Source organism: Lentzea sokolovensis, assembly GCF_033949975.1.
In the GTDB taxonomy this organism is placed as follows: domain Bacteria; phylum Actinomycetota; class Actinomycetes; order Mycobacteriales; family Pseudonocardiaceae; genus Lentzea; species Lentzea sokolovensis.
In genome coordinates this window covers 243,150-262,494 of the sequence record NZ_JAXAVU010000008.1, presented here as the reverse complement: position 1 = coordinate 262,494, position 19,345 = coordinate 243,150, and the positions used below count along the sequence as shown (strand labels likewise).

The following is a 19,345-nucleotide window of genomic DNA, read 5'->3' as shown; positions in this document are numbered from 1 at the left end:
TCGTTTCCTTCCCGGAGGTGTTGTTCGTGCAGGTCCGGACCAGGCACACACCGACGTTCGGCGTGGCGAGACTCGTCCTCGCGCCCGGCGAGGCGGTGCTGGCCGACCCGCTGACCATCGCGGCCACGAGCTACGGGCTCACGGTCGAGGTGAAGGGCGCGGGCGCGAAGGCGGTGGCGCTGTGCACGGCGGGCGCGGAGGGCGGCTGGATCGACGCGGCCCCGGTGCTGCCCGGCGACCTGCACCAGATCGAGCTCGACGGGGCGTACGGCTGGTGCCTCGCCCGGCACAGCTGGATCGCGTCGAGCAGCACGGTGGCGATGAACCCCGAGGCGCCGCCGATGCAGGCGATCTTCGGAGGCGTCGAGGGCTTCATGAACTACGCGCACGGCAAGGGCGCCGTGGTGCTCGCCTGTTACGGCGCGCTCGACCTCGTGACGCTGGAAGCCGGGGAAGCGGTGACCATCAGCAGCGATCACGTCGTGGCGTTCGCGGACACGGTGCAATGCCGTCTCCGGCCGTCCGTGCCCGATGGCGTGCAATCCATTCAGACCGGTGAGGGCCTGGTGTTCGACTTCGCCGGTCCCGGTGCCGTGCTGACGCAGACGCGCGGGCCCCGCAGGCTCACCACCTGGTTGCGCGCCAACGGAGTCAGCTCTCGTTCATGACTCCGTAAGGAGGTATCCGCGTGAGATTTCTTCTTTTAGCGTTGCTCTCTGCGCTTTGCGTGAGATGCGTGATCTGAAGGAGGACGTCTTGGCTCTCGGTACCGTCAAGTGGTTCAACTCCGAAAAGGGATACGGCTTCATCGCGACCGATGGCGGGCCCGACGTGTTCGTGCACTACTCGGCGATCCAGATGGAAGGCTTCCGGACTCTCTCGGAAGGCGACCGGGTCGAGTTCGAGGTGCAGGCGGGGCGAGACGGGCGCAGCCAGGCGTCGGACGTGCGCCGAGCCAGCTAGCCGACCCGGCCAGACGTCACTCTGATCACGGCTTCGGCCAACCCGAGGCAAGCCGATCCGGCCGGACGTTAGGCTGCCTTGCGTGTCGGAGGACCTGAGCGGACGGCGAATCGCCCATTACCGGATCGACGGTGTGCTGGGTCGCGGTGGCATGAGCGTGACGTACCGGGCCACGGACGTGAGGCTCGGCCGGAAGGTCGCGCTCAAGGTCATCGGTGAGCACCTCGCGCCCGACGCGGAGTTCCGCGAGCGGTTCGTCGACGAGGCGCGCAACACCTCCGCGATCGATCACGCGAACATCGTGCCGCTGTACGACTTCGACGAGGTCGACGGCCTGCTCTACATCGCCATGCGGCTCGTGGACGGCCAGGACCTGTCCGGGCACATCAAGGAGGGGCCGCTCACCCCCGCGCGCACGTTGTCGTTGCTCGCCCAGGTGGCCGAGGCGCTCGACATGCTGCACGGCAAGGGCCTCGTGCACCTCGACGTGAAGCCCGCCAACGTGCTGGTGACCCAGAAGGAAGGCGTGCGCGAGCACGTCTACGTCGCCGACTTCGGCCTCACCCGCCGCGGCGCCACCGGCCACCGCACCCGAACGGGTGATTTCCTCGGCTCGCCGACCTACGCGGCGCCGGAACACCTGCGCGGGGAGCCCGTCGACGGCCGCACCGACCAGTACGCGCTCGCCTGCATGATCTTCGCCTGCCTGTCGGGCCGCCCGCCGTTCCAGGGCGGCGTGCAGGAGGTCATCCACGGCCACCTCGGCAGCGTCGTTCCCGCGTTGTCGCAGGTCGTGGCGTTGCCGCCGGCCATCGACGACGTGATCCGCAAGGGCACCTCGAAGGACCCGTCGCAGCGGTACGCGAACTGCGCCGAGCTCATCAACGCCGCCCGCGTCGCTCTCGCCGGAGTCGCGCAGGGCTCGGCTCCCGCTCAACTCGGGCCGCAGTCCGGCTCGTTCCCCGCTCAAGCGCCTATGTCCGGGCCGATGCCGGTCCAGCAGGGCCAGTACCAGCCCGGCGGCTACCAGCAGCCCCTGTCGGACCCGGTCCGGCTGCGCCCGCCGAACCAGGTGGGTGTGAGCGCGTTCACGGCCGGCAAGAAAGAACGCCCCGCGTGGTTCGCGCCGGTCATCGCGGCCGCGGTGGCGATCGTGGTGATCATCATCGTGGTGGTGATCCTGTCGCCGGGCGACGAGCCCGCACGTCAGCCCAAGACGAGCTCCGCGCCGTCGCTGAACATCGGCGACGAGACGACCTCGAACAAGCCGCTGCCGACCTCTGTGCCGGTGCGCACTTCCCGCTGAGAGTCGCCTGGGTTCGCTTGCACTCGCCGTGCCCGAGTGCTAAACACGAACTAGCACTCGGCTCCATCGAGTGCCAAAAAGCAGTGAGGCTGGGACGGTGAGGCCCTCCGGGGTCGTCCGTCGCGGGCACCGAGCCTGGCCACGCGCATCGTGTTCCGCTGCGGGCATGCGCTCGCAGTGGCCCAGAAACCACATAGGCGGAGGAACACACCGCAATGGCCAAGATGATTGCGTTCGACGAGGAAGCCCGTCGCGGTCTCGAGCGCGGGATGAACATCCTCGCTGACGCCGTCAAGGTGACGCTCGGCCCCAAGGGCCGCAACGTCGTGCTCGAGAAGAAGTGGGGCGCGCCGACCATCACCAACGATGGTGTCTCCATCGCGAAGGAGATCGAGCTCGAGGACCCGTGGGAGAAGATCGGGGCCGAGCTCGTCAAGGAGGTCGCGAAGAAGACCGATGACGTCGCTGGTGACGGCACCACCACCGCGACGGTGCTGGCACAGGCTCTGGTCCGCGAGGGCCTGCGCAACGTGGCCGCGGGTGCGAACCCGCTCGGCCTCAAGCGCGGCATCGAGCAGGCCGTCGAGGCCATTGCCGAGCAGCTCCTGAAGAACGCCAAGGAGATCGAGACGAAGGAGCAGATCGCTGCTACCGCGTCCATCTCCGCCGCTGACCCCACGATCGGCGAGCTCATCGCCGAGGCGATGGACAAGGTCGGCAAGGAAGGCGTCATCACCGTCGAGGAGAGCAACACCCTCGGGCTCGAGCTGGAGCTCACCGAGGGCATGCGCTTCGACAAGGGCTACATCTCCGGTTACTTCGTGACCGACCCCGAGCGTCAGGAAGCGACCCTCGAGGACCCGTACATCCTGCTGTTCGGCTCCAAGATCTCCACGGTCAAGGACCTGCTCCCGCTCCTCGAGAAGGTCATGCAGGGCGGCAAGCCGCTGCTGATCATCTCGGAGGACGTCGAGGGCGAGGCCCTGGCGACCCTGGTCGTCAACAAGATCCGTGGCACCTTCAAGTCCGTCGCCGTCAAGGCGCCCGGCTTCGGTGACCGCCGCAAGGCCATCCTCCAGGACATCGCCACCCTCACCGGTGGCCAGGTCATCACGGAGGACGTCGGCCTGAAGCTGGAGAACGCCGACATCTCGCTGCTGGGCAAGGCCCGCAAGGTCGTCGTCACGAAGGACGAGACGACCATCGTCGAGGGTGCCGGTGACGCCGAGCAGATCCAGGGCCGCGTCAACCAGATCCGCGCCGAGATCGAGAAGTCGGACTCCGACTACGACCGCGAGAAGCTCCAGGAGCGCCTCGCCAAGCTCGCCGGCGGCGTCGCCGTCATCAAGGCGGGCGCGGCCACCGAGGTCGAGCTCAAGGAGCGCAAGCACCGCATCGAAGACGCGGTCCGCAACGCCAAGGCCGCCGTTGAAGAGGGCATCGTCGCCGGTGGTGGCGTCGCGCTGCTTCAGGCTGCCGAGGTCGCCTTCGCGGGCCTGAAGCTCACGGGCGACGAGGCCACTGGCGCCAACATCGTCAGGGTCGCCGTCGAGGCTCCGCTGAAGCAGATCGCCGTCAACGCCGGCCTCGAAGGCGGCGTCGTGGTCGAGCGCGTCAAGTCCCTCCCCTCTGGCGAGGGCTTGGACGCCGCGACCGGCGAGTACAAGGACCTGATCAAGGCCGGCATCATCGACCCGGCCAAGGTCACCCGTTCCGCGCTGCAGAACGCCGCGTCCATCGCCGCCCTGTTCCTGACGACGGAAGCCGTCGTCGCGGACAAGCCGGAGAAGAACGCCGCGCCCGCCGCGCCGGACGCCGGCGGCATGGACTTCTGAGTCCTACCGCTTGAATCCTCTGATCGGCCCGGTTCGCTTCGGCGAGCCGGGCCTTTCGGCATTTCGGGCCGGAGGAAAGGAAATCGCCGACAGGTCACACGTGACCGGTCGGTGATCTGTCCGGAGAACCGCCCTGCCGAAAGGATGAGACCAGTCCCGCAAGGACTGATCCACGAAGAGGGGGGTTTCATGAAGGCGAAATACGCAACTGTTCTGGCGGCGTCGGCCATTGCGATCGGGGGATTCGCAGGGCTCGCGGCGCCGGCGTCCGCGGCACCGTCCGGCGAGGTGTCGGTGCAGGCCAACTGCAGTGCACAGCTCGTCACCGGCGGCGAAGGCCACCGTGGTGCCAAAGTGAGGTGCAACGGCCTCGGCTACTTCACCGGCTTCGTCGAGTGCAAGCGCACGGACAGCGGGTTCGTGTACCGCCACTTCGGCGACCGCGTTCCGGACGGTGGTGTTTCGACCGTGTGGTGTGCGTTGAACGCCGTCGTCATCGGGAGCGGTGGCATTCAGTCCTAGGTCGCTGCCAGGGGGACAACGGCCGGCCGCAGGCATCCCTGCGGCCGGCCGTTGCCGGTCACTCAGCCGAAGAGACGCGAACCCCAGAAACCCCAGTCGAAGCTCAAAGCATGATCGTGGGCGTGACGACGGTCCGCCCGGGCTCTCCACGAGAATTCACCAGGTGCACCAGGATCTGCGTGGTCCCGGCCGGCACGTCGGGCAGCACGAACCGTCCGCCGTCATCAGCCCGCGTGCAGGACGACTGATGATCGGCGACCCGCACCTCGACCTCGTGCTCCCCCGCGGGCACCAGCCACCCGTCGATCCGGTGCCGTGACCCGGTCGAGGTGAAGTTCACCATCAACGTCAGGTTGTCGACCGTGAACGTGATCGTGCCGGTCTGCCCGCCCCGGACCCCGGCGAACGATCCGGCCCGCTCCCAGCGCGCGACCTCCACGTCCAGGGATTCCAGGGCGATCGCGAACTTCACTCGGTCCACCAGGTCGGCGGGTGGCGGGTCCAGTTCGTCGACGAGCCTGTTCAGCTCGGAGAGGACTGCGGTGTCCTCAGGGCCCCTGCGGTCGTCGCGCGGGTCGATCTCGTTCACCGCGATCCTCCTTCCGTCTCCAGGTAGTTGCGCAGCAGTGTCAGACACCGTCCCCTGGTCGGACCGATGCTGCCGTGGGGCATGGCCAGTGCCTCGGCGACTGCCCGGTACTCCGCGCGGCCCGCGAGCACGGTGAGTCGGAGCAGTTCCTGGCACCTCGTGGTCAGTCGGCCGAACGCGAGCCACAGGCGGCGGTCGCGGTCGTCCAGCAGCGTCACGTCCTCCGGCAGGCCGGTGTCGGACTCGAGCTGTTCGGCGTATTCGTCGGACAGGTGCGTCTCACGCTTGTTGGGTGTCCAAGTTCGGCGTGCTTCACGCCTCGTTGTGACCACCAGGTAGCCGACCAGGGCTTTGGGCTCGTTGATGTTCTCGATGTTCTTCAAGAACGCCAGCCACACGGTCTGCACCACGTCTTCCGCGGCGGCCCTGTCCAGGCCTTGGCCGCGAGCGACGTGCCACAGCAGCGGGGTCAGCTCGGTCACCAGGACGTCCAGCGCGTTGCGGTTGCCCTCACGTGCGGCCTCCACGCACATCGCGTGCCGTTCGGTGCCTTCAAGCCCGTCCCACGGCGGACGGTCATCCGCCGTGTGCAGCTCGTCCATGCAGCACCTCCGATCGGCCGCCCTTGTCAGCGCCGTCCGCCAACTCATGAAGGGCTAACTGGGCGGTAGATACAAAATTCACTCGATTGGAGCAGTATCACCGCCGGGTCGACCCTCATCTTCCTCCGGGTATGCCAGCGGCCCGTGATTCCCCCTCCGAGTCACGGGCCGCCAGTGGTGGGAGCCCGCGCCGGCCGGCACCCCTCGAACCGGCTGACGCGTGCTCCACGCCTGAACAAAGCGCTCATCCCAAAAGAGCGGGGTTCAGGCGAGCAGATACAGCCTCCGACGCACGAAGCGGTGACGAGGCTCCGCGATTCCCGAAAGCACACGTCAAAGACCGTTATGGTCTAGACCATGCCGATTCTCGAAGTGATCGCACTGGACGTGAAGGACGCCGTCGCCGCTCAGGCGGGAGGCGCTGACCGGCTCGAACTGGTCGCCGACATGGCCTCGGACGGGCTCACGCCGTCGGTCGCCACCTTCAAAGAGGTCCGAAGCGCCGTGGACATCCCCATCCGCGTGATGCTCAGGGACGCCCAGGGGTTCGCGCCGGGCAACCTCAGGCAGCTGCGCAGGCAGGCGTGGGAGCTCAGGGAGGCCGGTGCCACCGAGTTCGTCCTCGGCTTCCTCGACGCGGAGGGCGAGATCGACGAAGGCGTCACGCTCAACCTCCTCGCCGAACTGGAGGGCTGCGCCTGGACCTTCCACCGCGCGCTGGACAACTCGAACGACGTCTTCCGGTCCTGGGAGATCGTGCGGACCCTCGGCTGCGACACGGTGCTCGCCGCCGGCAGCGCGAAGGGCGTCGAGGACGGAATCGAGAACCTGAAGAAACTGGCCGACCAGGCGCCTCCCGCACTGCTCGTCGGCGGCGGTCTGCAGGCTCGTCACGTCCCGGAACTGCTGGCAGCGGGCGTGAAGGGATTTCACGTCGGCAGCGCGGTCCGTCCGTCCGGCTGGGACTCACCGGTCGACTTCGCATCAGTTCGGGAATGGGTGAATCGTCTGGTCTAGACCCTTGCCCTGGTCCGTTCTACAGTCACGTTGCTTCCTGTGGAATGGCTGTTGCACTATATGCAATGCGGAGGGCGCGATGAGGCTGAAGGCACTTGTGGCCGTGCTGGGCGTGGGCGCGGTGGTCGCCTGCGCACCGGTGCAGTCAGGACCTACGAACTCTGGCACCGACGAGCAGACCGGGCAGTTGCGGGTCTGGTTGTTCGACGAGGTCAACCGAGGTCCGAAGGAAGCCGTGGTGAAGGAGGCGATCTCCGAGTTCCAGGGCAAGCACAGCGGCGTGACCGTCGACGTCCAGTACATCCAGGTGTCGAGCCGGGCGGAGCGCTTCAAGGCCGCGTTCAGCGACCCGAAGAGCGCTCCGGACGTCGCCGAGTTCGGCAACACCGACCTCGCGGGCTACGTCTCGGCCGGCGGCTTCTCGGAGCTCGACCTGGGCAAGTGGGACGAGTCGAAGGACCTGGTCCCGTCGATCCTCGACACGGCCAAGGTCGACGGCAAGACGTACGGCGTGCCGTGGTTCGTCGGCGTGCGCGCGTTGTACTACCGCACGGACGTGTTCACCGAGCTCGGCCTCAAGCCGCCGACGACGTTGGACGAGATCGCGACCACGGCTCGTGAGATCCGGCAGAAGAAGCCTGAGCTGATCGGCATCTCGGCCGGCGGCAAGTACCTGTTCGCCGCGCTGCCGTTCATCTGGGCGCAGGGCGGGGACATCGCCAAGTCCGACGGCGGCAAGTTCACCGCCACGATCGACAGCGCCGAGGCCAAGGCCGGTGTCGCGAAGTACACCGAGCTGATCAAGGACGACATCTGCCCGCCCGCCACCTGCGCGGGCAACGGTGGTGACGCGAGCGTCGAGGCGTTCCGCGCGGGCAAGGCCGCGATGACCATCGGTGGCGACTTCAACCGCAAGTCCGTCGACGCCTCCTCGGCCGCGGGCAAGTACGGGGTCGTGCCGCTGCCCGGCAAGACGAAGGGCTCGGTCGCGCCCGCGTTCGCCGGGGGCAACCTGCTCGGCGTCATGAAGGGCACGCAGCGCAAGACGCTCGCGAACGAGTTCACGCAGCTGCTCGCGTCGAAGAAGTACCAGCAGAAGATGTACACGGCGATGGGCAACCTGCCGACGTTCAGCGACGTGCAGAAGCAGGTCGCGGACTCCGACAAGTTCCTGGAGCCGTTCACGAAGACCCTGCAGTCCGGCACGAAGTTCGTCCCCGTCACGCCGGCGTGGGCGAAGATCGAGGCCCAGACCGTGGTGCCGACGATGCTCCAGGAGATCGTCACCGGCGCGAAGAACGTCGACACGGCCACTGCGGACGCCGCCAAGACGATGAACGCGGCCTTCACGTCGTGAGCGTGACGGCCAAAGGCCAGGGGCGGACCGCGTTCGCCTACCTGGCTCCAGCGCTGCTGATCCTCGGGGGCCTGCTGGCCTACCCGATCTATCAGCTGGTGCTCATCTCGCTCTACGACTACGGCCAGGAGCAGGTCAGCGGCGGCGCGCCGCTCGAGTTCCTGGGCCTCGGGAACTACCAGAAGCTGCTGGGGGACCAGCAGTTCTGGGGTGTCTTCGGGCAGACCGTCGCCTTCGCGGCGGTCTGCGTGGTCGGCACGTTGCTAGTGGGCGCGTTTCTCGCGATCCTCGCCACGAGGGTTCGCACCTGGGTCCGGATGACGTTGTTCCTGGCGGCGCTCGGCGCGTGGTCCACGCCCGCCGTCGCCGGCTCGACGATCTGGCTCTTCCTGTTCGACGCGAACTTCGGGTTCGTGAACGAGGTCCTGGGCATCCAGGGCTTCTCCTGGACGTTCGACAAGTGGACGGCGTTCGGACTCGTTGCCGCGCAGGTGATCTGGTGCTCGTTCCCGTTCGTCATGGTGACGCTCTTCGCGGGCATCAAGGCGATTCCGGGCGAGGTGCTGGAGGCCGCGGCACTGGACGGCGCGTCGGCGTTCCGCACGGCGTGGAGCGTCACGCTCCCGTTGCTGAAGCCGATCATCCTCGTGGTGACGATCCAGTCGATCATCTGGGACTTCAAGGTCTTCACGCAGATCTACGTGATGACGAACGGCGGCGGCATCGCCGGGCGCAACCTCGTGCTCAACGTCTACGCCTACCAGCAGGCGTTCGCGGCGTCCGAGTACGGCCTGGGCGCGACCATCGGTGTCGTGATGACCGTGCTGCTGCTGGGAATCACGATGTTCTACCTCCGCGCGCTGCGGCGGTCGGGGGAGGTCCTGTGAGGCGCTGGCTGACCGAGGGCTTCGTCCTCATCATCGCCGCGGTCGTGGCGTTCCCGCTGTTCTGGATGGTGCTCAGCGCCTTCAAACCGGAGGACGAGATCATCTCGGCCGACCCGGTGCCGTGGACGACCCGGCCGACGCTCGACAGCTTCACGCGGGCGCTGACCGTCGCGAACTTCGGGCGCTACTTCCTGAACAGCATCATCGTCGCGGTGATCGTGGTGCTCCTGAGCATCGTGATCTCGTTCCTGGCGGCGACGGCGCTGACCCGTTTCCGGTTCCGCAGCCGCGCGACGTTGCTGATCATGCTGCTGGTCGTGCAGATGGTGCCGGTCGAGGCGTTGACCGTGCCGCTGTTCTTCCTGATGCGGTCCGTCGGTGACTCGGTCCCGGTGTTCGGCCTGAACCACCTGGGCTCGCTCGTGCTGGTGCACCTGGCCTTCAGCCTGCCGTTCGCGATCTGGATGCTGCGGGGATTCGTCGCCGCGGTGCCGGTGGAACTGGAGGAGGCCGCCACCCTGGACGGCGCCTCGCGGTTCCGGTTCCTGTGGCAGGTGCTGTTCCCGCTCGTCGCGCCCGGCCTGGTGGCGACGTCGGTGCTGTCGTTCATCCACGCCTGGAACGACTTCCTGTTCGCCAAGACGTTCATCATCTCGGCCGTGGAGAACCAGACCCTGCCTCTGGCTCTTCAGGTGTTCGTCAAACCCGACCAGAACGATTGGGGCGCGATCATGGCGGGCTCCACCCTGATGACCATCCCCGTGCTCATCTTCTTCGTGCTCGTGCAGCGCCGGCTGGTGTCCGGACTCGCGGGGGCGGTGAAGGGATGAACCTCCTCCCGCGCCCGGTGTCCTATGTGGACGGCGGGAGGCTCTGCGAGTACCAGGGCTGGCAGACGGTCCTCGTCGACGGCCCGCCCGGCGGCTACCGGTTGCTCTCGTCCGACGCCGGCGTGCTGATCGAGGCGAACGACGCGGCCGGCGAGATGAACGCGCTGCAGACCCTGCGGCAGTTGCTGGGCGCCCAGGCGTTCCGGGCGGCGGGTGAGAAACCGGCGTTCATCCCCGCGTGCGAGATCGTGGACCACCCGCGGTTCGCGTGGCGTGGCGTGATGCTGGACGTGTCGCGGCACTTCCTGCCCAAGCGGGAGGTGCTGCGGTACGTCGAGCTGCTGTCCGTGCACAAGCTCAACGTCCTGCACCTTCACCTGACCGACGACCAGGGCTGGCGCTTCGAGGTCAAGCGCTATCCGAAGCTCACCGAGGTCGGGGCGTGGCGGGAGGACTCGCGGTTCGGCGACCGGCGCTCGGCGGGCATGAAAGGCAGGCCGCACGGTGGTTTCTACACGCAGGAGGACCTGCGGGAGATCGTGGAGTACGCCCGACAGCGCTTCATCACGGTGATCCCGGAGATCGACATCCCCGGTCACTCGCAGGCGGCGATCGCGGCCTATCCGGAACTGGGCGTGCACGGCGGCGGCGTCTGGACCGACTGGGGTGTCAACGAACGCGTGCTCAACACCGAGGAGTCCACAGTGGACTTCTATCGGAACGTGTTCGACGAGCTGATGGACGTCTTCCCGGCGGAGATCATCGGACTCGGCGGCGACGAGGCTCCCGGCCACGACGGCGAACTGGTCAGGGCGATCGCGAAGCACATCGTGCGCAACGGACGGCGGCCGTACGGGTGGGACGAGATCCTCGAGTCGGGGCCGCTGCCGGCGGGCACGGTCGTCGCGTCGTGGCGCGGGGTCGAGGGCGGCATCACGGCACTGGGCGAGGGCCACGACGTGGTGATGTGCCCTGAGCAGCACGTTTATCTGGACTACCGGCAGTCGGAGTCACCGGACGAGCCGATCCCGGTGGGGACGGTGACCACGCTGGAGGACGTGTACGCGTGGGATCCGGTGCCTGAAGGCCTCACGGGCGCGGAGCCCGGACGGCTGCTCGGCGCGCAGGCGAACATCTGGACCGAGCACCTCGACTCGGCCCGGCGGGTGGACTACGCGGCGTTCCCGAGGCTGGCCGCGTTCGCCGAGGTCGTGTGGTCCCCGGCGGAGAAGGATCCCGAGTTCGTGCAACGGCTGCGGGAACACCATCTGCCGAGGCTCGATGCTCTGGGGGTGGAGTACCGGCCCCTCACCGGTCCCCACCCCTGGCAACGGCTACCTGGCGTTCCCGGGTTTCCACGCTGATCACGATTACACGGCCGCGTCTTCCTCGGGCATGAGGATCCAGGCGGCGACGTAGAGGATCGCTCCGGTGCCGAACCCGAGCAGCGTCGCCGCCACGAGGATGATCCGCAGGATCGCGGCGTCCACACCGATCATCTTGGCGAGACCGCCGCAGACGCCGGCGAGCATCTTGTCGCTGCGACTCCTGCGGAGCTTCTTGACCTGGTCGGTGGCTTCGTTGAGCACGTTGTTCGTCATGGCTCAAGATTCGTCGAAACCACGGCCTGGCACATCGGTGACCACCCCGAACCCGACCCTGATCCCGGGCCGGGACCCCAGGGTTCAGTCGAGGCAGAACTCGTTGCCCTCGACGTCCTGCATCACGATGCACGACTCGTTCTCCTCGTCGGCCACCATGACCCGCACGCACACCGCGCCGATCGCCTCCAGCCGTACGCGCTCGGCCTGGAGCGCGGCGAGGCGGTCGCGGCCCACCATTCCGGTGCCGGCCCGAACGTCGAGGTGGACCCTGTTCTTCACGGTCTTGCTCTCGGGAACGCGCTGGAAGAACAGTCGCGGGCCCACGCCGGAGGGGTCGTTGCAGGCGGACCACGAACCGTCGGTCTCCGGCTGCGCCTCGTAGCCCAGCACCTCGCTCCAGAACTGGGCGACGCGCTGTGGTTCCGCGCAGTCGAACGTGACCTGGATCTGCTTGATCGAACCCATTTCCCCACCGTAGTCGTACTCTGAGGCTCATGGAGTCCCCTGAGGAGCTCGCGTCAGGGCTCGACCGCGCCGGGTACCTGCCGGACGGCGGGGTGGCCACCGCGGCGTTCCTCGCGGTCGCGATGGGACGGCCGCTGTTCCTCGAAGGCGAACCCGGCACCGGCAAGACCTCGCTCGCGCTGGCGCTGGCGAAGTCGATGGACGTCCCGCTGATCCGGCTGCAGTGCCACGAGGGCATCGACGCCACGCAGGCCCTGTACGACTGGGACTACCCGCGTCAGCTCATGCACCTGCGCGTCCTGGAGACGCGCGGCGAGGTGGACGAGGCCTCCCTCTACACGCGACGGTTCCTGCTGGCCCGGCCCTTGCTGCAGGCGCTGGAGACGGCGCCGTGCGTGCTGCTCGTGGACGAGATCGACCGGGCGGACGACGAGTTCGAGGCGTTCCTGCTGGAGGTGCTGTCCGAGAACGCGGTCAGCATCCCCGAGTTCGGCGAGATCAGGGCCACGACGCCGCCGCTGACCGTGCTGACCTCGAACCGGACCCGCGAGGTGCACGACGCGTTGAAGCGCCGCTGCCTCTACCACTGGCTGGAACACCCCTCGCTCGACCGGGAGATCGCGATCCTCCGGCGCACCCTGCCCGGCCTCGACGAACGGCTCGCGCGGAAGGTCGCGGAAGCCGTTCAGCAGATGCGCGGCCTCGACCTGCTGAAGCCGCCGGGCGTCGCGGAGTCGCTGGACTGGGCGCGGGCGCTGCAGGCGCTGGGCCGCACCGAACCGGACGCGACGACGCTCGGGGCCGTCCTGAAGTACCGGGAGGACGCGGAGCGCGTGATCGGGAGCACAATCGTGGGGTGACGGAAGCCTGCGTCGGGTTCACGCGCGTCCTGCGGGGCGCCGGACTCCCGTGCGGGCCGGACCGCGTCCAGGCGTTCCTGCGGGCCACCGAGCACGTCGACCTGTACTGGGCCGGGCGCCTCACGCTGTGCGCCGATCCGGACGACCTGCCGCGCTACGACGCCGCCTACCGGGCGTACTTCGGTGGCACGCCGCCCCGTCCGCGCACGACGATCGAACTCGACTCGGTCACCGTCGGCGTGGCCGCGTCCGATGTGGAAGTGTTGAAGCACAAGGACATCTCCGAGTTCGACGCGGCGCCGCTGATCGCCAGGCTGACTCCGCTCCCGCCGCGCAGACGGTCGCGCCGGCTCCGCAAGGCCCGTCGCGGCCGGATGGACCTGGCCCGCACGGTGCGCGCGATGATCGAGACCGGTGGCGAGATCGCCCTGCCGCGCCACCGCCGCCGCGGCGTGAAAGCGCGCCGGCTGGTGCTGCTGATCGACGTGTCCGGCTCGATGGCCGCCTACTCGGACGCGCTGCTGCGGTTCGCGCACGTCATCGCCCACGCCATGCCCGTCGAGGTCCGCACGATCGGCACCCGGCTGACCCGCGTCACCCGTCAGCTGCGCGAACGCGATCCGGAACGGGCTTTGCGAGCCGCTGGACGGGCGATCCCGGACTACGAGGGCGGCACCCGGCTCGGCGACTCGTTGCGGCGGTTCAACCAGCAGTGGCGGCAACGAGGCGCGGTGGTCGTGCTGTTCAGCGACGGCTGGGAACGCGGCGACCCGAGCCTGCTGGCGACCGAGATGGCGAGGCTGAGACGGGTGAGCCACAAGGTCATCTGGGCCAACCCGCACGCGGGCAAGGCGGGGTACCGGCCGTTGCAGAGCGGTGTGGTGGCGGCGCTCCCGCACGTCGACACGATGGTCGCGGGCCACAGCGTGCACGCTTTGGAAGAACTGCTGAAGGAGGTGCGCCGTGCGTGATGTCCTCTACGACCTCGCTGAACGGGTGGCGAACGGCGAGACGGTCGGCGTCGGCACGGTGGTCGCGACCTTCAGTTCGGCGCCCCGGCCGGCGGGGGCGGCGATGCTCGTGACGCAGGACGGCGAGGCGGTCGGCAGCGTGTCCGGCGGCTGCGTCGAGGGTGCCGTCTACGACCTCGCGCAGGAGACCGGCGGCCCGGTCCTGCAGCGCTACGGGGTGAGCGACGACGACGCGTTCGCCGTCGGGCTGACCTGCGGCGGGATCATCGACATCTACGTCGAGAAGATCAGCTCCGAGACGTTCCCGCAGCTCAGTGAGGTGGTGGAGACGGTGCGCGCCGAGGAACCGGTGGCCGTCGCGACGGTCATCGAACACCCGGACGGCATCGGCCGGCGCATGGTCATCTGGCCGGACCGGCGTGACGGCAGCCTTGGAAGCGCACGGATCGACGACGCCGTCACGGACGACGCGCGCGGCATGCTGGCTTCCGGCCGCACCGGCGTGCTCCAGTACGGCCCGGACGGCCAGCGGCGCGGCGAGGGCATGAGCGTCTTCGTGAACTCGTTCGAACCGCCGCCGCGCATGCTCGTGTTCGGTGCGATCGACTTCGCCGCCGCGATGGCCCGGCTCGGCGCGTTCCTCGGCTACCGGGTCACCGTCTGCGACGCGCGACCGGTCTTCGCGACGCGCAGCCGTTTTCCGGAGGCGGACGAGGTCGTCGTCGCCTGGCCGCACAGGTACCTCGAAGGCGAAGCGTCCAAGCTCGACGAACGCACGGTCATCGCCGTTCTCACTCATGATCCGAAGTTCGACGTGCCGCTGCTGGAAGTCGCGTTGCGACTGAAGGTCGGCTACATCGGAGCGATGGGGTCGCGGCGCACGCACGAAGATCGGCTGGAGCGGTTGCGGGAAGCGGGCTTGACCGAATCCGAACTTACGGCGTTGTCGTCGCCTATCGGGCTCGATCTCGGCGCTCGGACCCCCGAAGAGACCGCAGTTGCGATTGCGGCCGAGATCATCTCCTTGCGGTGGAAGGGAACCGGGCGCCGGCTGACGGAGATCGAAGACCCGATTCATCGTTGATCGGGTTGTTGAACGCGCAAACAGGGGGCAAGCTGAAGTGACCCTCGTCACTGAAGGCCCACCACCCTGGGAGGGTTTCAATGCACATCTCGGTCAACGTCGACGGAGTGACCTACGCCGACGAGGTCGAACCACGCCTCCTGCTCGTGCACTACCTGAGGGAGCGTTTGGGCAAGACCGGCACCGTCGTCGGTTGCGACACCGGCAACTGCGGCGCCTGCACTGTCCACCTCGACGGCCACAGCGTGAAGTCGTGCCAGATGCTCGCCGTGCAGGCGAACGGGCACGAGGTCACCACCGTCGAAGGCCTCGCCCGCGACGGCAAGCTGCATCCGGTGCAGGAGGCGTTCCACTCCAACCACGCGTTGCAGTGCGGTTTCTGCACGCCCGGGATGATCATGCAGGCGATCGACCTGCTCGCCGACGAGTCCGATCCCGACGACGAGACCGTGCGCAAAGGCCTGGAGGGCAACCTCTGCCGCTGCACGGGCTACCAGAACATCGTGCGCGCGGTTCAGGACGCGGCGCAGCGGATGAAACCCGGCGCGGGCCCGGAGATCGAACAGCGGACGCCGCACGCGGTAGGTGGCGAATGACCGCCACCGCGGAACCGGAGATCGGGAAGGCGCGGCTCCGCAAGGAGGACGCCCGGCTGATCACCGGTCAGACCACGTGGACCGACAACCTCCAGCTGACCGGCATGCTGCACATGGCGGTGCTGCGCAGCCCCATCGCCCACGCCCGCATCACCAACATCGACGTCAGCCGCGCGACGTCGATGCCCGGTGTGGCCGTGGTCCTCACCGGTGAGGACCTCGCCGCGGAGCAGGGATCTCTGCCGTGCGCGTGGCCGATCACCGAGGACATGAAGGCCCCGCCCGCGCCCGCACTGGCCGTCGGACAGGTCAACTTCGCCGGTGAGGCCGTCGCACTCGTGATCGCCGACAGCGCGTACCGGGCCGCGGACGCACTGGAGGCCATCGACGTCGACTACGACGAGCTGCCGGTCGTGCTCGACATGGAAGAAGCGTTGCGGGACAACGATCTCGTGCACGAAGACCTCGGCACGAACAAGTGCGCCACGTGGATCTTCGACTCCGCCGAGGCGGGGGCCGGGACCGACGTCGAGGACGAGATCGCGTCGGCCGAGGTCGTGATCGAGCGGACGTTCAAGCAGCAGCGGCTGATCCCGGCGTTCATGGAACCCCGTTCGGTCGTCGTGGACACGACCGCGGGCATGTACACGGTCTGGTCCGCGACGCAGATCCCGCACATCCTGCGCTGGATGCTGTCGGCCGTCACGGGCATCGCCGAGCACAAGCTCCGCGTGATCGCGCCGGACGTCGGCGGCGGGTTCGGCGGCAAGCTCCAGGTCACGCCGGAAGAGGTGCTGTGCCTGCTGGTCGCGCGCCGGATGGGCCGTCCGGTGAAGTGGACGGAGTCGCGGACCGAGTCGATGCTGTCCGCGCACCACGGCCGCGACCAGATCCAGAAGCTCACGCTGTCCGCCCGCCGCGACGGCACCGTGACCGGCCTGAAGGTCGAGCTGCTCGCCGACATGGGCGCCTACCTGCGCCTGGTCACGCCGGGTGTGCCGATCCTGGGCGCGTTCATGTTCAACTCGATCTACAAGTTCGCCGCCTACCGGTTCGTGTGCACCAACGTGTTCACGAACAAGGTGCCCACCGACGCCTACCGCGGCGCCGGACGGCCCGAGGCCACGTTCGCGATCGAGCGGATGATGGACGAACTGGCGGTCGAGCTCGGCATGGAGCCGATGAAGATCCGCGAGATGAACTGGATCAAGCACGAGGAGTTCCCGTTCAACACGGTCGCCGGGCTCACCTACGACTCCGGCAACTACGAGGCCGCGACGGCTCGTGCGATGGAACTGTTCGGGTACGACGAGTTGCGCGAAGAGCAGGCACGGCGTCGTTCCTCGGGTGACGTGGTGCAGCTCGGCATCGGGATTTCCACCTACACCGAGATGTGCGGCCTCGCGCCGTCCCGCGTGCTGGGCGCTTTGCGTTATGCCGCGGGCGGATGGGAGACCGCGTCGATCCGCATGCTGCCCACCGGCAAGGTCGAGGTGATCACCGGAACGTCGCCGCACGGACAGGGCCACGAGACGGTCTGGTCGCAGATCGTCGCCGACCGGCTCGGCGTGCCGTTCGAGGACGTCGAGGTGCTGCACGGCGACACGGCCACGTCGCACAAGGGCATGGACAGCTACGGCTCGCGTTCGCTGGCCGTCGGTGGCACCGCTCTGGTGCACGCGGCGGAGAAGGTGCTGGCCAAGGCACGGACTTTGGCCGCGCACATGATGGAGTGCGACGAGTCGGACGTGGAGTTCGCGGCTGGCTCGTTCTCCGTTCGCGGCACGTCGACCGTGCGGACTCTGGGCGATGTCGTGCTGGCCGCGCACGTCGCGCACGACCTGCCCGAGGGCATGGAACCCGGCATGGACGCCGACGCCACGTTCGACCCGGACAACTTCTCGTTCCCGCACGGAACCCATTTGTGCGCAACGGAAGTCGACACCGAGACGGGCATGGTGCGGATCAGCCGGTACGTCGCCGTGGACGACGTCGGCACGGTCATGAACCCGTTGATCGTCGACGGTCAGGTGCACGGCGGGCTGGCGCAGGGCATCGCTCAGGCGTTGTACGAAGAAGCCACGCACGACGAGATGGGCACGCTGACGACGGCGACGTTCGCCGACTACCTCGTGCCGTGCGCGGCGGATCTGCCGGCTTTCCTGACGGATCGCACCGAGACGCCGGCGACGTCCAACCCGTTGGGCGCCAAGGGAGTCGGCGAGGCGGGCACGATCGCCTCGACACCGGCCGTGGTCAACAGCGTGCTGGACGCCGTGCGGCACCTGGGCGTGCGGGACATCGAGATGCCGATGTCGCCGGAACGCGTGTGGACCGCTTTGCAGGGCCGGCCGGATCCTGGTGCAGGTGAGGTCGCCGCGGGCGGGCTCGGTTCGATCGACGCGCAGGGAGGACAGTCGTGATCCCGGCGGAGTTCAAGTACCTGTTCCCGTCCTCCGTGGACGAAGCCGTGCGGATGCTCGCCGAGGAGGGTGAGGACGCCAAGGTCATCGCGGGCGGGCAGTCTCTCGTGCCGGTTCTGCGCATGCGACTGGCGGCGCCCACGGCGTTGATCGACATCGGCGGCCTGACCGAGCTGACGGGCGTGCGCGACGACGGCGACTCGTTGCTCATCGGTGCCATGACCACGCATTACGAGGTGCAGCGCGATCATCTGGTGCACGACCACGCGTTGCTCCTGAAGCTGGTCACGGACACGGTGGCCGATCCGCAGATCCGGCACCGCGGCACGTTCGGCGGGTCGCTGTGCCACGCGGATCCGGCAGGCGACCTGCTGGCGCCCGCGCTGGCACTGGACGCGGTGATGATCATCGCCGGGCCTTCCGGACGGCGTGAGGTGCCCGCGGCGGAGTTCTTCGTCGACTACTTCACGACAGCGCTGGCTCCCGACGAGATCCTGCTCGACGTCCGAGTGCCCAAGTACACCGGCTGGGGCGCGCACTACGAGAAGCTCAACCGGGTCGCGCAGGCGTGGTCGATCGTCGCGGTCGCGGCGGCCGTGCAGGTGCGTGACGGATCCATCTCCGCTGCCCGGGTCGGCCTCACGAACCTCGGGTCCGGGCCGCTGCGCGCCGTCGACGTCGAGGAGGCCCTGGTCGGTCAGCCCGCTTCCGCCGAGGTGATCTCCGAGGCGGCTCTGCGGGCGTCCACCGGCGACAGCTACAAGGACAACCTGGCCCGCGTGCTGACCGGTCGTGCGCTGACGGCGGCGGTCGCGGGATGAAGTTGACGCATTCGTTCGCGTCGCCGGGGCCCGCCGAGGAGGTGTGGGCGGCGCTGATCGATCCCGAACGGGTGGCGCCCTGCCTGCCCGGCGCCACGCTGACCTCGGTGGACGGCAAGACGTTCGGCGGGGAGGTGAAGGTCAAGCTCGGCCCGGTGCAGCTGCTGTACCGGGGGACCGGCGAGTTCGTGGAGATCGACCCGGTGCTGCGCCGCGCCGTCATGAAAGCCGCAGGCAAAGACACCCGTGGCAACGGCACGGCGTCCGCTGTCGTGACCTTCGTGGTCGGCGATTCGGTCGAGGTGGAGACCGACCTGGCGATCACCGGCCGTCCGGCGCAACTCGGCCGCGGCCTGATCGCCGAGGTCAGCGGCAAGCTCGTCGACCAGTTCGCGGAATGCCTGGCGAGCACGCTGGGATCCGTGGATCCTGACGAGGTGGCGCAACAGCAGCATCTCCGAGTGGTCCCCGACGAGCCGATCGACCTGATCGACACGGCAGGCGTTCCGGTGTTGAAGCGCGTGCTGCCCCTCGCGGCCGCCGTGCTGGCGGTCGTGCTGTTCGTGGTCCTGCGACGCAGGCGGCAGCGCTGAAGCGTGGACTCCGGTGGCCG

21 protein-coding genes are annotated in these 19,345 nt (G+C 68.3%); 17 read left to right on the top strand and 4 right to left on the bottom strand.

All coding sequences use genetic code 11. The annotated features are described in order from the left end of the window. Positions 1 to 26 precede the first annotated feature (26 nt). From SK854_RS15875 to SK854_RS15855, 5 genes are all read left to right on the top strand, one after another. On the top strand, positions 27 to 668 hold the full coding sequence (locus tag SK854_RS15875) for an AIM24 family protein (protein ID WP_319975863.1): 642 nt from the start codon (positions 27 to 29) through the stop codon (positions 666 to 668). An 88-nt stretch (positions 669 to 756) separates the two neighbouring features. Then, complete coding sequence (locus SK854_RS15870; RefSeq protein ID WP_090014840.1) at positions 757 to 963, top strand: cold-shock protein; 207 nt, start codon at positions 757 to 759, stop codon at positions 961 to 963. An 82-nt stretch (positions 964 to 1,045) separates the two neighbouring features. Beyond that, complete coding sequence (locus tag SK854_RS15865; protein WP_319975862.1) at positions 1,046 to 2,269, top strand: serine/threonine-protein kinase; 1,224 nt, start codon at positions 1,046 to 1,048, stop codon at positions 2,267 to 2,269. Between the two features lie 215 nt (positions 2,270 to 2,484). Beyond that, positions 2,485 to 4,104 carry a chaperonin GroEL gene (groL, locus tag SK854_RS15860; RefSeq protein WP_319975861.1) on the top strand — a complete coding sequence of 540 codons (1,620 nt, stop codon included), beginning with the start codon at positions 2,485 to 2,487 and terminating at the stop codon, positions 4,102 to 4,104. Positions 4,105 to 4,293: 189 nt separating this feature from the next. After that, a complete protein-coding gene (locus SK854_RS15855) occupies positions 4,294 to 4,626 on the top strand; it encodes a hypothetical protein (RefSeq protein ID WP_319975860.1) in 333 nt (110 codons plus the stop codon). 103 nt (positions 4,627 to 4,729) lie between these two features. Here SK854_RS15855 and SK854_RS15850 read toward each other — a convergent pair whose 3' ends face one another. Both SK854_RS15850 and SK854_RS15845 read right to left on the bottom strand, forming a co-directional pair. Next, a complete protein-coding gene (locus SK854_RS15850) occupies positions 4,730 to 5,206 on the bottom strand; it encodes a carboxypeptidase regulatory-like domain-containing protein (RefSeq protein ID WP_169746023.1) in 477 nt (158 codons plus the stop codon). A 5-nt stretch (positions 5,207 to 5,211) separates the two neighbouring features. Beyond that, complete coding sequence (locus SK854_RS15845) at positions 5,212 to 5,817, bottom strand: RNA polymerase sigma factor (RefSeq protein WP_319975859.1); 606 nt, start codon at positions 5,815 to 5,817, stop codon at positions 5,212 to 5,214. A gap of 357 nt (positions 5,818 to 6,174) precedes the next feature. Here SK854_RS15845 and SK854_RS15840 point away from each other — a divergent pair, with 357 nt between their 5' ends. From SK854_RS15840 to SK854_RS15820, 5 genes are all read left to right on the top strand, one after another. Beyond that, on the top strand, positions 6,175 to 6,834 hold the full coding sequence (locus tag SK854_RS15840) for a copper homeostasis protein CutC (protein ID WP_319975858.1): 660 nt from the start codon (positions 6,175 to 6,177) through the stop codon (positions 6,832 to 6,834). Positions 6,835 to 6,913: 79 nt separating this feature from the next. Further along, positions 6,914 to 8,191, top strand: a complete 1,278-nt coding sequence (locus tag SK854_RS15835; protein WP_319975857.1) for an extracellular solute-binding protein — start codon at positions 6,914 to 6,916, stop codon at positions 8,189 to 8,191. Positions 8,192 to 8,193: 2 nt separating this feature from the next. Then, positions 8,194 to 9,078: a carbohydrate ABC transporter permease gene (locus SK854_RS15830; protein WP_319975856.1), complete on the top strand. Its 885-nt coding sequence runs from the start codon at positions 8,194 to 8,196 to the stop codon at positions 9,076 to 9,078. After that, the gene (locus tag SK854_RS15825; RefSeq protein WP_319975855.1) at positions 9,075 to 9,908 is read left to right on the top strand and encodes a carbohydrate ABC transporter permease; all 834 of its coding nucleotides are present in this window, start codon (positions 9,075 to 9,077) and stop codon (positions 9,906 to 9,908) included. The genes SK854_RS15830 and SK854_RS15825 overlap by 4 nt, the downstream gene beginning before the upstream one ends. Next, positions 9,905 to 11,272, top strand: coding sequence for a beta-N-acetylhexosaminidase (locus SK854_RS15820; protein ID WP_319975854.1), 1,368 nt, complete (start codon positions 9,905 to 9,907; stop codon positions 11,270 to 11,272). Before SK854_RS15825 ends, SK854_RS15820 begins: the two co-directional genes overlap by 4 nt. A 6-nt stretch (positions 11,273 to 11,278) precedes the next feature. On the opposite strand, the gene SK854_RS15815 is transcribed toward SK854_RS15820, so the two are convergent. Both SK854_RS15815 and SK854_RS15810 read right to left on the bottom strand, forming a co-directional pair. Further along, positions 11,279 to 11,509: a PspC domain-containing protein gene (locus SK854_RS15815; RefSeq protein WP_319975853.1), complete on the bottom strand. Its 231-nt coding sequence runs from the start codon at positions 11,507 to 11,509 to the stop codon at positions 11,279 to 11,281. Between the two features lie 84 nt (positions 11,510 to 11,593). Then, positions 11,594 to 11,977, bottom strand: a complete 384-nt coding sequence (locus tag SK854_RS15810) for a VOC family protein (RefSeq protein WP_319975852.1) — start codon at positions 11,975 to 11,977, stop codon at positions 11,594 to 11,596. A gap of 29 nt (positions 11,978 to 12,006) precedes the next feature. Here SK854_RS15810 and SK854_RS15805 point away from each other — a divergent pair, with 29 nt between their 5' ends. The 7 genes from SK854_RS15805 (at position 12,007) to SK854_RS15775 (ending at position 19,325) form a co-directional block, all read left to right on the top strand. After that, positions 12,007 to 12,837, top strand: coding sequence for an AAA family ATPase (locus SK854_RS15805; protein WP_319975851.1), 831 nt, complete (start codon positions 12,007 to 12,009; stop codon positions 12,835 to 12,837). Further along, a complete protein-coding gene (locus SK854_RS15800; protein WP_319975850.1) occupies positions 12,834 to 13,808 on the top strand; it encodes a vWA domain-containing protein in 975 nt (324 codons plus the stop codon). Before SK854_RS15805 ends, SK854_RS15800 begins: the two co-directional genes overlap by 4 nt. Continuing rightward, positions 13,801 to 14,892 (top strand): XdhC/CoxI family protein, encoded by a 1,092-nt coding sequence (locus SK854_RS15795; protein ID WP_319975849.1) that lies wholly within the window; start codon positions 13,801 to 13,803, stop codon positions 14,890 to 14,892. Before SK854_RS15800 ends, SK854_RS15795 begins: the two co-directional genes overlap by 8 nt. A gap of 80 nt (positions 14,893 to 14,972) precedes the next feature. Then, a complete protein-coding gene (locus SK854_RS15790) occupies positions 14,973 to 15,488 on the top strand; it encodes a (2Fe-2S)-binding protein (protein ID WP_319975848.1) in 516 nt (171 codons plus the stop codon). Further along, entirely contained in the window at positions 15,485 to 17,911 is a 2,427-nt protein-coding gene (locus SK854_RS15785) for a xanthine dehydrogenase family protein molybdopterin-binding subunit (RefSeq protein ID WP_319975847.1), read from the top strand. The genes SK854_RS15790 and SK854_RS15785 overlap by 4 nt, the downstream gene beginning before the upstream one ends. Then, on the top strand, positions 17,908 to 18,732 hold the full coding sequence (locus tag SK854_RS15780) for an FAD binding domain-containing protein (protein WP_319975846.1): 825 nt from the start codon (positions 17,908 to 17,910) through the stop codon (positions 18,730 to 18,732). Before SK854_RS15785 ends, SK854_RS15780 begins: the two co-directional genes overlap by 4 nt. Beyond that, positions 18,729 to 19,325, top strand: coding sequence for an SRPBCC family protein (locus SK854_RS15775; protein WP_319975845.1), 597 nt, complete (start codon positions 18,729 to 18,731; stop codon positions 19,323 to 19,325). Before SK854_RS15780 ends, SK854_RS15775 begins: the two co-directional genes overlap by 4 nt. Positions 19,326 to 19,345: the final 20 nt, after the last annotated feature.

Bases quoted from the DNA above. Each gene is read 5' to 3' on its own strand.
- SK854_RS15775 (WP_319975845.1), top strand. From the start codon at position 18,729: ATGAAGTTGACGCATTCGTTCGCGTCGCCGGGGCCCGCCGAGGAGGTG.
- SK854_RS15845 (WP_319975859.1), bottom strand. From the start codon at position 5,817: ATGGACGAGCTGCACACGGCGGATGACCGTCCGCCGTGGGACGGGCTT.
- SK854_RS15855 (WP_319975860.1), top strand. From the start codon at position 4,294: ATGAAGGCGAAATACGCAACTGTTCTGGCGGCGTCGGCCATTGCGATC.
- SK854_RS15820 (WP_319975854.1), top strand. From the start codon at position 9,905: ATGAACCTCCTCCCGCGCCCGGTGTCCTATGTGGACGGCGGGAGGCTC.
- SK854_RS15810 (WP_319975852.1), bottom strand. From the start codon at position 11,977: ATGGGTTCGATCAAGCAGATCCAGGTCACGTTCGACTGCGCGGAACCA.
- SK854_RS15790 (WP_319975848.1), top strand. From the start codon at position 14,973: ATGCACATCTCGGTCAACGTCGACGGAGTGACCTACGCCGACGAGGTC.
- SK854_RS15785 (WP_319975847.1), top strand. From the start codon at position 15,485: ATGACCGCCACCGCGGAACCGGAGATCGGGAAGGCGCGGCTCCGCAAG.
- SK854_RS15840 (WP_319975858.1), top strand. From the start codon at position 6,175: ATGCCGATTCTCGAAGTGATCGCACTGGACGTGAAGGACGCCGTCGCC.
- SK854_RS15815 (WP_319975853.1), bottom strand. From the start codon at position 11,509: ATGACGAACAACGTGCTCAACGAAGCCACCGACCAGGTCAAGAAGCTC.
- SK854_RS15805 (WP_319975851.1), top strand. From the start codon at position 12,007: ATGGAGTCCCCTGAGGAGCTCGCGTCAGGGCTCGACCGCGCCGGGTAC.
- SK854_RS15835 (WP_319975857.1), top strand. From the start codon at position 6,914: ATGAGGCTGAAGGCACTTGTGGCCGTGCTGGGCGTGGGCGCGGTGGTC.
- groL (WP_319975861.1), top strand. From the start codon at position 2,485: ATGGCCAAGATGATTGCGTTCGACGAGGAAGCCCGTCGCGGTCTCGAG.